At 64.2% G+C, this 13,964-nt stretch carries 12 protein-coding genes; 1 reads left to right on the top strand and 11 read right to left on the bottom strand.

Going from position 1 to position 13,964, the window contains the following annotated elements:
• Window positions 1-9: 9 nt before the first annotated feature.
• The 10 genes from rfbD to ACWBU6_RS05155 form a co-directional block, all read right to left on the bottom strand.
• A complete protein-coding gene (rfbD, locus tag ACWBU6_RS05200) occupies window positions 10-888 on the bottom strand; it encodes a dTDP-4-dehydrorhamnose reductase (protein WP_452647777.1) in 879 nt (292 codons plus the stop codon).
• Window positions 885-1,943 carry a dTDP-glucose 4,6-dehydratase gene (gene rfbB / locus ACWBU6_RS05195; RefSeq protein WP_452647776.1) on the bottom strand — a complete coding sequence of 353 codons (1,059 nt, stop codon included), beginning with the start codon at window positions 1,941-1,943 and terminating at the stop codon, window positions 885-887. The genes rfbD and rfbB overlap by 4 nt, the downstream gene beginning before the upstream one ends.
• Window positions 1,944-2,074: 131 nt before the next feature.
• Window positions 2,075-3,082, bottom strand: coding sequence for a UDP-glucose 4-epimerase GalE (galE, locus tag ACWBU6_RS05190; RefSeq protein WP_452647775.1), 1,008 nt, complete (start codon window positions 3,080-3,082; stop codon window positions 2,075-2,077).
• 13 nt (window positions 3,083-3,095) lie between these two features.
• On the bottom strand, window positions 3,096-4,013 hold the full coding sequence (locus ACWBU6_RS05185; RefSeq protein ID WP_452647774.1) for a glycosyltransferase family 2 protein: 918 nt from the start codon (window positions 4,011-4,013) through the stop codon (window positions 3,096-3,098).
• Between the two features lie 58 nt (window positions 4,014-4,071).
• Window positions 4,072-4,818, bottom strand: coding sequence for a glycosyltransferase (locus ACWBU6_RS05180; RefSeq protein ID WP_452647773.1), 747 nt, complete (start codon window positions 4,816-4,818; stop codon window positions 4,072-4,074).
• Window positions 4,815-6,026, bottom strand: a complete 1,212-nt coding sequence (locus ACWBU6_RS05175; RefSeq protein ID WP_452647772.1) for a glycosyltransferase family 4 protein — start codon at window positions 6,024-6,026, stop codon at window positions 4,815-4,817. Before ACWBU6_RS05175 ends, ACWBU6_RS05180 begins: the two co-directional genes overlap by 4 nt.
• Window positions 6,026-7,162, bottom strand: a complete 1,137-nt coding sequence (gene wecB, locus ACWBU6_RS05170; protein ID WP_452647771.1) for a non-hydrolyzing UDP-N-acetylglucosamine 2-epimerase — start codon at window positions 7,160-7,162, stop codon at window positions 6,026-6,028. The genes ACWBU6_RS05175 and wecB overlap by 1 nt, the downstream gene beginning before the upstream one ends.
• 10 nt (window positions 7,163-7,172) lie before the next feature.
• Entirely contained in the window at window positions 7,173-8,288 is a 1,116-nt protein-coding gene (gene wbjC / locus ACWBU6_RS05165; protein WP_452647770.1) for a UDP-2-acetamido-2,6-beta-L-arabino-hexul-4-ose reductase, read from the bottom strand.
• A 3-nt stretch (window positions 8,289-8,291) separates the two neighbouring features.
• Window positions 8,292-9,320 carry a polysaccharide biosynthesis protein gene (locus ACWBU6_RS05160; protein ID WP_452647769.1) on the bottom strand — a complete coding sequence of 343 codons (1,029 nt, stop codon included), beginning with the start codon at window positions 9,318-9,320 and terminating at the stop codon, window positions 8,292-8,294.
• Window positions 9,321-9,626: 306 nt separating this feature from the next.
• A complete protein-coding gene (locus ACWBU6_RS05155; RefSeq protein WP_452647768.1) occupies window positions 9,627-10,826 on the bottom strand; it encodes a diguanylate cyclase domain-containing protein in 1,200 nt (399 codons plus the stop codon).
• Window positions 10,827-11,068: 242 nt separating this feature from the next.
• Here ACWBU6_RS05155 and ACWBU6_RS05150 point away from each other — a divergent pair, with 242 nt between their 5' ends.
• Window positions 11,069-11,530 (top strand): hypothetical protein, encoded by a 462-nt coding sequence (locus tag ACWBU6_RS05150; RefSeq protein WP_452647767.1) that lies wholly within the window; start codon window positions 11,069-11,071, stop codon window positions 11,528-11,530.
• 1 nt (window position 11,531) lies between these two features.
• Here ACWBU6_RS05150 and ACWBU6_RS05145 read toward each other — a convergent pair whose 3' ends face one another.
• Window positions 11,532-13,955: a penicillin acylase family protein gene (locus tag ACWBU6_RS05145; protein ID WP_452647766.1), complete on the bottom strand. Its 2,424-nt coding sequence runs from the start codon at window positions 13,953-13,955 to the stop codon at window positions 11,532-11,534.
• Window positions 13,956-13,964: the final 9 nt, after the last annotated feature.

Here is a 13,964-nt window from a genome sequence, read left to right as displayed (position 1 = left end):
GTTTTCCGTTCAGGAGAGTTGATCAATAAGGCGGTCGACGTGCACTTTCCAGTCCGGCATTTGCAGGTCGAGGGCGCCGCACAGTTTGCTCGTATCCAGCCGCGAATTCCTGGGCCGCCTGGCCGGCAGCGGGTAAGCCTCGGTCGGGATCGGCTTGATCTGCGTCGGATCGACCTTGAGGCTGGCGCCGCGCGCAATGGCGCGTTCGATGGCGTAGCTGGCCAGGCCGTGCCAGCTGGTGGCGCCGGAAGCGGTCAGGTGGTAAATCCCGCCGGCCAGCGCGCCGCGGCGATAGGCCGCGATCGCCAGGGCGGTGACGTCGGCAATGAGCTCGGCCGAAGTTGGCGCGCCGAACTGGTCGGCTACCACGCTCAGGCTGTCGCGCTCGCCAGCCAGGCGCAGCATGGTCTTGATGAAGTTACCGCCATGGCAAGAGAACACCCAGCTGGTGCGGAACACCAGGGCCTGGCAGCCGCTGGCCAGGATGGCCTGCTCGCCGGCCCGCTTGCTGCGGCCGTAGGCGCTTTGCGGCGCGGTGGCGTCGTCTTCCCGGTAAGGCGCATCCTGGGCGCCGTCAAAGACGTAATCGGTCGAATAGTGCACCAGCAGCGCGCCGTGCTCGCGCGCGTAGGCGGCCAGCGCGCCAACGGCGGCGGCATTGACGGCCATGGCGCCGGCCTCGTCCGACTCGGCGCGGTCGACCGCCGTGTAGGCGGAGGCGTTGACGATGAGGTCCGGCGCCTGGCCGGCCAGCACGCGCTGGAGCGCGTCCAGGTCGCCCAGGTCCAGCCCGTCGCGCCCGAGCGCCACCAGCTCGCCCAGCGGCAGCAGGGTGCGCTGCAACTCCTGGCCGACCTGGCCATTCTTACCGATCAGCAGGATCTTCATGCGTACTGCTTCTCCACCCAGTTGCGGTAGTTGCCACTGGTGACGTTCTGCACCCAGCCCGGGTTGGCCAGGTACCACTGCACGGTCTTGCGGATGCCGGTCTCGAAGGTTTCGGCCGGCTTCCAGCCCAGCTCGCGTTCCAGCTTGCTGGCGTCGATCGCGTAGCGCTTGTCGTGGCCGGGGCGGTCCTTGACAAAGGTGATCTGGGTCTTATATGACTGCGCATCGGCGCGCGGCTGCAGTTCATCCAGGATCTGGCACAGGGTATGCACCACGTCGAGGTTGGCTTTTTCATTCCAGCCGCCAACGTTATAGGTCTCGCCCAGTACGCCGGACTCGAGCACGCGGCGAATGGCGCTGCAGTGGTCCTTGACGTACAGCCAGTCGCGGATCTGCTGGCCATCGCCATAGATCGGCAGTGCCTTGCCGGACAGTGCATTGTGAATCACCAGCGGAATCAGTTTTTCCGGGAAGTGGTAGGGGCCGTAGTTGTTCGAGCAATTGGTGGTCAGCACCGGCATGCCATAGGTGTGATGGTAGGCACGCACCAGGTGGTCGCTGGCAGCCTTGCTGGCAGAATAAGGGCTGTTCGGCTCGTAACGATGCTGCTCGGTGAAGGCCGGCGCCTGCGGCTCCAGCGAGCCGTAGACTTCATCGGTGGACACGTGCAGGAAGCGGAAGGCTTCCCTGGCCGGGCCATCCAGGCCGCCCCAGTAGGCGCGCGCCGCCTCCAGCAGATTGAAGGTACCGACGATATTGGTCTGGATGAATTCGCCGGGACCCAGGATCGAGCGGTCCACATGGCTTTCCGCCGCGAAGTTCAGGATGGCGCGCGGCTGGTGCTCGGCCAGCAGCGCCGCCACCCGCTCCTTGTCGCCGATGTCGGCGCGCACGAACAGGTGGCGCGGGTTGCCTTCCAGTTCGCGCAGGTTGTCCAGGTTGCCCGCGTAGGTCAGCTTGTCCAGGTTGATGACGGTTTCATCGGACTGGGCCAGCCAGTCGAGGACGAAATTGCTGCCAATAAATCCGGCGCCACCGGTTACCAAAATTGTCATGATATTGTTAGATTTTATTAAAATTTGCCGTCTTTTATACCATTCCAGGCATTTCGGACGGCCACCATCAGATTGGCCAATATTCTAACATTTGGCCGGATAGGCCACCAAACTGCAGCCAGGCGGAGCGGTCACGCGTAGCCAGCCGGGTTGCGCTTTTGCCAGTTCCAGTGGTCGCGGCACATCGTGGCCAGGTCGCGCTGCGCTTTCCAGTCCAGGTAGCTGGCGGCATACGCTGGGTCAGCGTAGCAGGCGGCCACATCGCCGGCGCGGCGCGCACAGATGCTATAGGGAATTTTTTTCCCGCTAGCAACCTCAAACGCCCTGACCACGTCCAGCACGCTGTAGCCGGCGCCCGTGCCCAGGTTGATTTCGGTGCATTGCGGGGCCGCCAGCCGCTCCAGGGCTTTCAAGTGGCCCTGCGCCAGGTCCACCACATGGATATAGTCGCGCACGCCCGTGCCGTCATGGGTCGGGTAATCGTTACCCCAGACGTTCAGGCAGTCGCGCCGGCCCACTGCCACCTGCGCCACGTAGGGCATCAGGTTGTTGGGAATGCCCTGCGGATTCTCGCCGATCAAGCCACTCTCATGGGCGCCGACCGGGTTAAAGTAACGCAATATCGCAATGCGCCAGGCAGGCTGCGCGCGATGCATGTCGCGCAGCATGTCTTCAATGAACAACTTGCTGCGGCCATACGGGTTGGTGGCGGAGAGCGGGTGGTCTTCCGCCAGCGGCAGGCGCTGGGGCTCGCCGTACACCGTTGCCGAAGAACTGAACACCAGGGTGCGCACGCCGCAATTTTGCATTGCAGATAACAATCGGTGAGTGCCGATCACATTGCAGTCATAGTAGGCCAACGGTTGCTCGACCGACTCGCCGACTGCCTTCAAGCCGGCAAAATGGATGACGGCATCGCACTGGTGGCTGCGCAGGGCCGCCTCGATGGCAGGCTGGTCGCGGATGTCGCCCTCCACCAGGATTGGCTGGCGTCCGGTGATGCGCCCGATGCGCGCCACCGCTTGCGGGTGACTGTTGCTGAAGTTATCGAAGATCACAATCCGATGCCCCGCTGCCAGCAGCTCAACGCATGTGTGGGATCCTATATAGCCGGCGCCGCCTGTCACGAAGATGTTCATCGGTCCTGTCACCTCAGATTTTCCTGAAAATCGCCGCGACTGCCAGGCTGATATTTCCAAGCCGGGTCTGGCGGTACACCCCACTACGGCAAACATTCACCAGGCGCGGGACCAGACTCATTTCCCGGGCTTGCGCAAAACGCTGGAAAATGGCGCGGCTTTCCGGCGTGAGCCGGTCCTCCAGCTTGCGCAGGGCAGCCATATAGGCGCTGTTCCACTCCCTGTGCTGCCCCTGCCATACCTTCAGCAGGCGTTGCCAGCGTGCCTGCCAGCTGACATCGACCCCCACCAGGTTGCCGCCATGCTGGCGGTAACGCAGCGTCGGCACCGGGTCGCAGAACACCTGCCCGCCACAGCCGGTAACTGCCATATACGCCCACCAGTCGTGATACACGATCGGCACCTGCGCAGCCGCCCGCAACAAAGTCCGGGCGGCCTGGTTGAACACCATGGTATTGCCGCCTGCTATGTTCTGCACCAGCGCATTCGCGAAACACGGCTTGCCAAACCAGGGCGACAAGCCGATGTCCCTGTTGGCCGCATCGACCAGCATGGTGCGCGAGCAATACAGGGCCGGCGTGCCGGCGGGCACGCCCTGCAGCCATTGCACGGCGCGTTCCAGCTTGTCCGGGTGCCAGATATCGTCCTGGTCCGAATAGGCATAATAGTCGGCCTGGATGCGGTCATTGCACGTCAGCGCCAGGAAGTTCGCCGCAAACCCTTGCGCCGGCCCGGCACAGACCGCCAGCCTGCCCGCAGGCCACTGCTGCCGATATGCAGCGAGAATCCCCGGCGTGCCGTCTGCCGAGCCGTCATCCGAAGCCCATACTTCCCAGTCGGAATGTGTCTGTGCAGAAAAAGAGTCCAGCTGTTCCGCGAGATAATGCTGGCCATGGTATGTGCTCAGCAGGATAGCCACTTTAGGCAACATACCTCCTCATTGACAAGCGCAGAGTATAGCAGCCGTCGATCCGGACCGGCGCACCCGCTCAGGCGCGGCGGCCAAACCGGCGCCACGCCAGGTGGGCCAGCGCGCGCAGGAAGAGGACGCGGCTTCTGAGCTTGCGCCACAGCGGCCGGCGCGAACTGGTGACGTTGCCGCCATGGATGCGGCGATACAGCAGCACCTCGCCCAGGTGCAGGTTGCGGCCCGCCAGATTGGCCGCCATGGCAAGCCACAGGTCGTGCGACTCCACATAGCCGGGAATCGGCAAGGCCAGCCGCGCGAGTTCCTGGCTGAAGGCCATATTGCAGCCGTAATAAAAGGCCCGGCCGGTAAAGATGCGCAGGATATTGAGCGCATGGCGCCCTGAATCGGCCGCTTCGAGGTCGCGGTACGCCGGAGGGATCGCGGTGCCTGCGGCATCGATGAAGCGCGCATTGCCGGTTGCGAGCCAGACGCCGGGGCGGGCCAGTGCCGCGCGCAAGCTGGCCAGCCGGCCTTCGGCCCAGATATCGTCCTGGTCGGCCAGCACCATCCAGGGGCGGCCGGCCAACTGCAGGGCGCGGGAAAAAGTCCTGACGTGGCCCAGGTTCACTGCATTGGCATATACCCTGATGCGGGGGTCGCCATACGCACGCACGATGTCCAGCGTATCGTCCTGCGAGGCGTCGTCGACAACGATCAGCTCATCGCCCTCTTCCATCTGCTGCAGTATGGACGCGAGCTGGGGCCGGAGATAGCGCGCGCCGTTATAGGTCGCCATGCAGATGCTGACCTGCTGCCGGCCGCTCATGCTGCGTCCCGCGCCAGCGCGCCGGTGATTTGCCGCACTGCATGCCCGACTGAAAACTCACGCTCGAACAGCGCCTGGCAACGTGCCGGCAGCTCCCGGTCGGCGGCTACCTGCTCCAGCAAGCGCTTGGCCAGCGCGACCAGCTCGTCAAGCTGGTTGCTTTCGCAGATCTGCCCCACCCGTTCGGTCCGGATGATGCCGGCCAGGTCATTGCCGCGATTGACGTTTGCCAGCACCGGCAGGCCGCACTGCATATAGGTCAGGAACTTGCCCGGAATATTGTGCGACTTGTGGCGGGGGTCGAGGGCAACGATGCCGGCCTGGCACTGGGCATAAAGATCGGGAATCTGGTCCGGGTGAATCTCATCGAAGAAGAGCACGTTCTGCAGGCCGCGCGCCCGGGCGATGCCGCGCAAGCGTGCGGCATCGCTGCCGCGCCCGACAAACAGGAAGCCGACGTCGCTGCGGCCGGCCAGCGCGCCAGCCAGGTCGAGCACGATGTCCATGCCCTGCGCCACGCCCATATTGCCGGCATAGACAAAAATCTTGCGTCCGGCCAGCGGGCTTTCGCTGACGCGGATCGGGCAGCGCGCGCTGGCCGGTTTGTCCAGCCAGTTCTGCAGCACTTCCAGCCGGCGCCCGGGCCGCTGCTGCCATTCGCTGAAATAAGAAAGATTGCCCGGCGTCTGCACGCCAATCACGTCCGCCACGGAATACTGATAGCGCGCCACGGCGGAAAAGCAGCGATAGGGTAAGCCGCGCCCCATCAGCCCCATGTCCACCGCCCACTCGGGGAAGATGTCGCGGACGATCAGGTAGCCCTTGCAGCGGCTTGCTTTCTTAAGGGCGTGGGCAAGCGGCCCGTGGAAAATCGACGGGGCGTACCACAGCACGCCATCCCATCTCTCATGTGCCAAGGGGCTGCGGCGCAGCTGACGCCGCATGGCAAACGGCATCAGGAACTCGCCAATGGTACGCCGGACGTAGCCGATGTCCTTGGTGCGCGGCGCTTTCAGGCGCAACACGCGCACGCCCTCGCTCTCTTCCAGCGTCCAGGGTCCGGCCAGGTCGGCCGCCGGCAGCATGACGGTCAGTTCGTGGCCTTGGCGGGCGAATTCGCGCGCCAGGTCCCGCAGCTGCACGGCCCCTGAGGTTCGAAACGGAGGAAAAGTATCGGCAATCAGTGCAAAGCGAAGCGGTCGTGTCATCAGTATTGTTTCCAGACCACGCGTCTTACGTAATCCGTATAGCTGTGAAGGATGCGCACCACCTTGTCGCTGACATTGGGCATGCTGTAGTCGGCTGCCAGGCGCAGGCTGCGCTCGGCACCGCGCGGTTGGCTGGCCAGGATCGCCAGGCCCTGGCGCACGCGCTCCGGCGCCAGGCCCACCAGCATCACAGCCGCCTCTTCCATCGCTTCCGGGCGTTCATGCGCCTCGCGCAGGTTGAGGGCGGGGAAGTTCAGGATCGAGGCTTCCTCGCTGATCGTCCCGCTGTCCGACAGCACCGCCTTGGCATGCATTTGCAGGTGTACATAGTCGTGGAAACCGAGCGGCTTCATCAAGCGCACCAGCGGATGGAACCGGGCGCTGGTGGCATCCACGCGCTTTTGCGTGCGCGGGTGGGTCGACACGACGACAGGCAGGCCGTGTTCCTCAGCAACCATGTTCAGCACCTGCACCAGCCTGGTGAAGCTGCGCTCGGACTCGATGTTCTCTTCCCGGTGGGCACTGACGACGAAATACTGCCCGGCGGCCAGGTTCAGGCGCGCCAGCACGTCCGAGGCCTGGATCTGCGGCAGGAAATGCTGCAGCACCTCGTACATCGGGCTGCCGGTCTTGATCACCTGGTCCGGCGGCAAGCCTTCGCGCAGCAGGTACTCGCGTGCGATGCTGCTGTAGGTCAGGTTGATGTCCGAGGTGTGGTCGACAATGCGGCGGTTGGTCTCTTCCGGCACGCGCTGGTCGAAGCAGCGGTTGCCCGCTTCCATGTGGAAGATCGGCACCTTGCGGCGCTTGGCAGGGATCACCGACAGGCAGCTGTTGGTATCGCCCAGCACCAGCATGGCCTCCGGCTGCACCTGCTCCAGCACCTGGTCCACCGCCGTGATCAGGTTGCCGATGGTGTTGGCCGCGCTCTGGCTGCCCTCGGCGCTCGCCAGGAAGAAATCGGGCTTGCGCAGGCCCAGGTCGTCGAAGAACACCTGGTTCAATTCATAGTCGTAGTTCTGGCCGGTGTGCACCAGCACGTGGTCGCAGTGGCGGTCCAGCGCGTCCAGTACCCGCGACAGGCGGATGATTTCCGGACGCGTACCGACCACCGTCATCACTTTGAGTTTTTTCATTCTTTGGCTTTCACAGCGGGCACGCGAAGGTGTCTGGCCTGGCGCGGTCGAAGATTTCATTGGCCCATAGCATCACCACCATTTCCTCGGCGCCGATATTGGTGATGTCATGGGTCCAGCCCGGAACGGTTTCAACAATCTCGGCCTTTTCGCCGCTGGCCAGCAGCTCATAGGTTTCGCCGGTTTGCATATGGCGGAACTTGAAGCGCGCCCGGCCCCTGATCACCAGGAACTTTTCAGTCTTGCTGTGGTGGTAGTGGCCGCCGCGCGTGACGCCCGGATGGGCGGTGAAATACGAGAACTGGCCGCAGTCCGGGGTTTTCAGCATCTCGACAAAAACGCCGCGCGCATCGCCATACTGCGGCACCGGGTAGGAGAACTCAGCGGTCGGCAAGTAGCTGACGTAGGTGGAATACAGCGCCCGCACCAGGCCAGTACCGACACGCTCGGTCACCAGGCTTGCCCGGCTGTCCCGGAATGCACTGATCTGCCCGGCAAGCTGGCCGACCGTCGTGCTGTACTGGGGCGCCACCAGCGCGAAACCATCCGCGTCCAGACTGGCGTCCGCGCCATCCATCAGCTCGATGAAACGGCCGACGAGGTCGTCCACGTAGACCAGGGTCAGCGCGGCAGCCGGATCGTTGACCTGGATCGGCAGTCCGCGCGCCAGCTGATGGCAGAAGGTCGCTACCGCCGAGTTGTAGTGCGGCTTGCACCATTTGCCGAACACATTCGGCAAGCGGAACACATGGACCGGCACACCGTGGCTTTCACGCAGTTCGAACAGCGCCAATTCCGCCGCGCGCTTGCTGGCTCCATAAGGATTGTCGCGGCCGGCCTGGATCGAGGAGGCATACACCAGCGGGATGCGGCGCCCGCTGCCGGCGACAGCCTGGCACAGGGCCCGGGTCAGGTCCTGGTTGCCGGTCACGAACTCCTGCGGGTCTTGCGGGCGATTGACGCCAGCCAGGTGGAACACGAAGGCAACGCCGTCCAGCAGTGCCGGCAACTGCGCGGCCGTGTGCTCGCGGGTAAAGCAAACCACTTCAACATCACTGCGTTCCGCCAGGTGCAGCTGCAGGTTCTTGCCGACGAAGCCATTGGCGCCTGTGATCAACACCTTCATGGCTCAGTCCTCGGGTTCTGCCTGCTGGCCGCTGACGATCGCCTGGATGAAGCCCAGCTTCATCAGCAATTCCTGCATGCCCGGCACCTCGAGACGGGTGGTGTTGTGGGAGTTGTATTCCACCGCCTCCGAAATCTTGATCTCGCCCTGCTCAACGAACTTGCCGTAGTTCAGGTCGCGCAAATCCGGCGGCACGCGGAAGTAATTGCCCAGATCCTCGGCCGCGACCATCTCTTCACGGCTCAACAGGACTTCGAACAGTTTTTCGCCGTGGCGGGTCCCGATGATATTGATCGGATGGGCCGGCACGCCAAGCAGGCCGGTCAGTGCCTTGGCCAGGGTCTCGATGGTGGCAGCGGGCGCCTTCTGGACAAAGATCTCGCCCGGCGAGGCGTGCTCAAAGGCATACAGCACCAGGTCGACCGCGTCGTCCAGGGTCATCATGAAGCGCGTCATGTGCGGGTCGGTGATGGTGATCGGCCGCCCGGCCTGGATCTGCTGGGTGAACAAGGGGATCACCGAGCCGCGCGATGCCATCACATTGCCATAGCGAACGGCGCAAATCGTGGTGTCGCACGTGGTGCGGGATTTCGCCACGATCACTTTTTCCATCATGGCCTTGCTGATGCCCATCGCGTTGATGGGGTACACCGCCTTGTCGGTGCTCAGGCACACCACGCGCCTGACGCCGCAATTGATGGCCGCCTCGAGCACGTTTTCGGTACCGATGACATTGGTCTTGACGGCTTCCATCGGATGGAATTCGCAGGATGGCACCTGCTTCAGCGCCGCCGCGTGATAGATAAAGTCAGCGCCGCGCACCGCGTTCAGCACGGACTGGTAATCGCGCACGTCGCCGATATAGAACTTCAGCTTGGGATCGTTGTACTTCTTGCGCATGTCATCCTGCTTCTTTTCGTCGCGGCTGAAAATGCGGATTTCTTTCAGCTCCGATCGAAGGAAACGGCGCAGCACGGCATTACCAAAAGAACCAGTGCCTCCGGTAATCAACAGCACTTTGTCTTTGAACATGTGAATTCCTTATTTGTGTGACAGCAAGGATTTCATCAAGTCAAAACCCTGCAAAATTGGGAAATTTTACCAAAAAGCCCAATTAGAGCCGCAATTGGTAACATTGCATCAAAAACCAGCGCTGCCAGCCGGCCAGTATGACGCCCTATCCAGGCCGCCAAGACGCGGCCCGGCCCTGCTTGGCCTGGCCGCGGGCGATGCCACTGGCCGCGCCCCGACGGCCAGCTGTCGCCGGTATGCGTGCTGGAAGTGCTGTACCAGCCCGAGCGGGACGGCGAACATTTCCGCTGAGCCCACGCACGGGCGTCAGGCCGCGGCTGCCTTGCGCGCGGCTTTCGCCGCGTACATGGCCTGGTCGGCGTGCCGCATCAGCTGGTCGATGACTTCCCCATGCTCGGGATAGAGGGCGATGCCGATACTGGCATGCGGTTGCAGGGTGTGGCCGGCCAGCGCCAGCGGGGTGGCAATCACTTGCCCGATCTTGCTGGCCAGGGCATCGGCCTGCGCCTGCTCGGCCACGTTCTCCAGCAAGGCGACAAACTCGTCGCCGCCGATGCGCGCCACCGTGTCGGCCTCGCGCACGCAGGACGTGATGCGGCGGGCCATCACTTGCAACAGCTGGTCGCCCACCACATGGCCATGCTCGTCATTGACCTGCTTGAAGTCGTCCAGGTCGATGAACAGCAGGGCGCCGCGCGACTGGCCGCGCCGGCAGCGCGCAATGGCCGACAGGATGCGGTCCTGGAACAGGCGCCGGTTCGGCAAGCCGGTCAGCTCGTCGTAGCGTGCCGCATGGGCCAGGTCGGCATGCAGCGCCAGCCTTTCGATGACGGCGCCGGCCTGGCCGGCGGCAAATTCCAGCAAACCGATTTCCTTGGCCGACAGCGCGCCGTGACGCCCCAGGTCCAGCCGCATGTCGCCGAACGCGATGCCGGAAGCCATCAGGCTGACGTGGTGCCAGCCCGCCACGTCCGGCGCCGCCGTGCAGGTCGGCGTGCTGGAATACGCCAGGCGTTCGCCCGGCTGCAGCACCACGGCCATGCCGCACAGCGGCAGCAAGCCTTGCAGGATCTGGTCGAAAGCGCGGAACAGCTCGGGCAGCGTTCCAGCACTGTGGGCGGCGGTGGCCAGCGCCAGCATGCCGGCCTGGCGCTGCTCGGCGAGTTTGCGCTCACTGATATCGCGCGCGACGCCGATGCGCAAACGGTCTTGCGGCGACCAGCGCGCAGTCCACATGATGTGTGCCACGCTGCCGTCCTTGCGCAGGTAGCGGTTTTCAAAACCGAGCCCGGGACGGCCGTTCAGCACATGGCCCATTTCCGCCACAGTGCGTGCCTTGTCGTCGGGATGGATGAAGTCGAGGATGACGCGGCCGATCATTTCTTCCGGCGCATAGCCGAAAATCGCCCGGCAGGCCGGGTTGACGAATACGATGCGACCGCCCTCCTCCACCATGAAGACGGCATCCAGTAACAGCTCCGGCAGGCGCGCTAATGCATCGGTCATGCGCCGAGGATACCGCAAAACCCGCCGCCGCAAAATTTAGTGCCGGTCAGGCAAGGGGAAAAGGCTGGCGGGCCCTGCAGCAGCGCACGGTCGTGGCGGCGCATGGGCAGGTGTTGCCAGGCTGCGACAAGGCAGCCACGCTTGCTCCTGCGGGGCCCGGTTTTCGTTTCCATTCGTCCATTGCTCTGTGGCAAATCCTTCGCTATCGTGACTGGATTGTGGAAACCTCACCGGAGCCTGACATGGCAGAGCAAGACATTCCCCAACTGGACATTCCTGCATCGGTCGCGGCAGCGCTCAGCAGCTGGGTGCAGCAGGCCGCCCACGACGTCGGCAGCCCCCTGCGCAGCGAGATTGAAGCGCTGCGCGCGCAACTGGCTTTAGCCCAGGCCACCCTGGAAGAAAACGAAGACCAGATCACGCGCCTGAACGGGGAATTGCGCAACGCGCGCAATATCGCCGCCGACGCCCTGGTCGGCAAGGCCAAGGACCAGTTGGCGATCGAGGGCAAGGATGCCCAGATCGCCGACCTGCGCGGCCAGCTCGAACGCAGCGTGGCCATTGCTGCCACGCTGTCCGACGCCAAGCTGGCGGCCGAAATGGAACTGGTCGGCGCCACCACGGCGCGCGACAACTACCTGGCCGAAGCCTCCGAGCTACGCACCCAGCTCGAAGCCTGCCGCGCCGCGCGCCGCGCCGGGTAAGCTACTCCGAAATCTCGACCAGCTTGTAGCCCGGGTCGGCGGTGATCTGGGCTTCGGTATAGGGCAGCTTGATCCACCGGCCTTGGGCGTACAGCCTGGTCTGGTCGTTGAAGTGCGGGCTGTCCGGGTTCGAAGACTGGCCATAGGTCAGGATGCCTTCGGCCACCGGCCCGCTATCGTCCCATGTCACGAACTGGACATAGCTGTTGCCGTATGCGCCGGCGTTGGTTTTCGGATCCGCCGTGTAAATCCAGATGCCGGGATAAATCTGGTTCTTCACGCCGCGCCAGTTCATGAAGGTATAGCGCCCGCCGGGCACCGCCAGGCTGCCGTCGGGGCGCGAAATGGATTGCACTTCTTCCGGCCGGGTACGCCGCTTGGCCGCGGTATCGAACTGGCTGCCGGCGACCAGGGCTTCCAGCTTGGCCATGGCGGCAGGAATGCCGGCGGCGCCGCGCGGCGTTTCCAGCGGGTCGGCCGGGTTGTATGGCACGCTCCACCACGACGCCGCATTCAATTCGCCCAGCGCGGCGTACAGCTCGTAAAACAGGATGGCGCCCGCGCTGCCCGACGCATGGGTCTTGTCCCACGACTGCAGCACCGCGCAGGCATCCTTGGCTGCCGCCGTCGCGCTGCCGGAGGCCAGGCAGGCAGCGGTGAATTCCGGCAGCCATTTCTGCGCCTTGAAGAAGCGCGCCTGCAGGTAGAGCTGCTGCAGGTTGGCCATGCTGAAGCGGTTGCCCGGCAGACCATCCGCGCTGGCCAGGCGGTCGCGCACGATGGCGTGGCCGGTGCGGGTGCGGTTGTTCTGCGGCATGCCTTCGGCATTCGGGCCGGTCGCAATGATCTTCGGATAACCGGCCAGGAAACTGCCGGCAGTCGGCCACCAGTGGCTGTCGTTCGCGTTCAGGATATAGTCGCTGCGCTTGATCCATGGCCGCTGGGCGGCGCCGACGGCGCCCGTCCAGTCGCAGGCCGACGACGTGCCGGCCATCACCACCACGCCGCTTGAGGCCATGATGTCCTGGAATGGCGCCCCCTGTGCGGCGCCGGGAACGCAGCCGGCCAGTTGTGCATCCTGCACATTGGCCGCGACCGAGAAATTCCCGTACAGCGTGTCGCCGGCGCGGTCGGCTGCCATGGTATTCACCCACGGCAGCGCGACGTGGGTGGCAGCCGCGGTGCGCAAGCCATCGACGCTGCTTGCCTTGCCATTCAGGATCACCTGGTCGATCAGTTTGTAGTTGGCCAGGTTGGCATCCTGGATCGCAAACGCCGACGCGGAGCCCCAGGCGAAGGAGCTGTCCATCAGCATGGGGCCGAACTCGGTGGTGTACAGGGTGCGCGACAGGGAGCTGAGGGCGCCATCGGCGCCCTTGACGCTGATCGTCAAGGGCACTGCCGTCATCGCCACCGGTTTGCCGTCCTTGATGTAGCGGGTCGGATTGGCAGGATCGAGCGCCAGGTAGCGCAGTGTGAAGCGATTGTCGGTCGAGAAGGTGTGGGTCCAGGCCACCTTGTCGTTAAAGCCGATCAGCGGCAGCGGTACACCCAGCAGCGTGGCGCCGTACACGTCATAGCCCTTGCCGGTCACGGTCAGGTGCAGCTGGTTCAGGCGCAGTGCGCCCCACCATGGGAAGTGCGGGTTGCCGAATACGATGCCCTTGCCCGATTGCGTCACGTCCTTGCCCAGGCCGAAACCGTTGGAACCGATGCTGTGTTCCTGGATGGCCTGCAGGCCCCTGGCAATCGAGGAGTTGGCGTAATCGGAAGCCGCCAGCAGGCGCGGTTTGCTGCGCTTGAGCAGGGAGGCGGTGGCCGTCTTGGGCGGCTGGGCGGAGCCGATCTGCCTGATGAAGGCCAGCGAGCTGCCGGCCATCGCGGCCTGGGCGAAGCGCAGATAGGCATCGTCCTCCGTCATCGGCTGCACCCAGGCAGCATTGTTGCAGGCCGTCGGCAAGCTCGCCAGCGGCGTCTCCTTCAGGTAGCGGTTATAGCCGGCCACGAAGCCGGAGGTGAGCTCTTGCGCGTCCTGGCTGGAAGCCGCCTTGATCCTGGCCGCCAGCGCCGGCGTGAACAGGAGCTTATAAAAGAAATCGGAATCGATATTGCCGAAGGTGTCGCCCAGCTGGCCAAGGTAGCCGCCGGCGCCGCCGAAATATTTGGCGCGCTCCCCGTGCAGGGTCACCAGTTCTTCCGCATACAGGCAGATGTTCTCCTTGGCGAAGGCATAGCCGTAACCATAGCCGGCGCCCTTGAAGTCCGCCGCCTTCACGTGCGGCACGCCATGGGAGGTGTAGCGGATCGAGGCGACAAAATTGGTGCCGGTGATGGGCGCGGCAGCGGGCGGCGCCTGGGCGTCATCGCTGCTGCCGCAAGCGGCCAGCAGCGCGAAGGGGATCAACGTCAGAATACGGGATAGCACATGCTGTCT

The organism is Pseudoduganella sp. HUAS MS19 (assembly GCF_053615455.1).
Note: the sequence above shows the minus strand (reverse complement) of the source record. Positions and strands in the feature narration are given on the sequence as shown.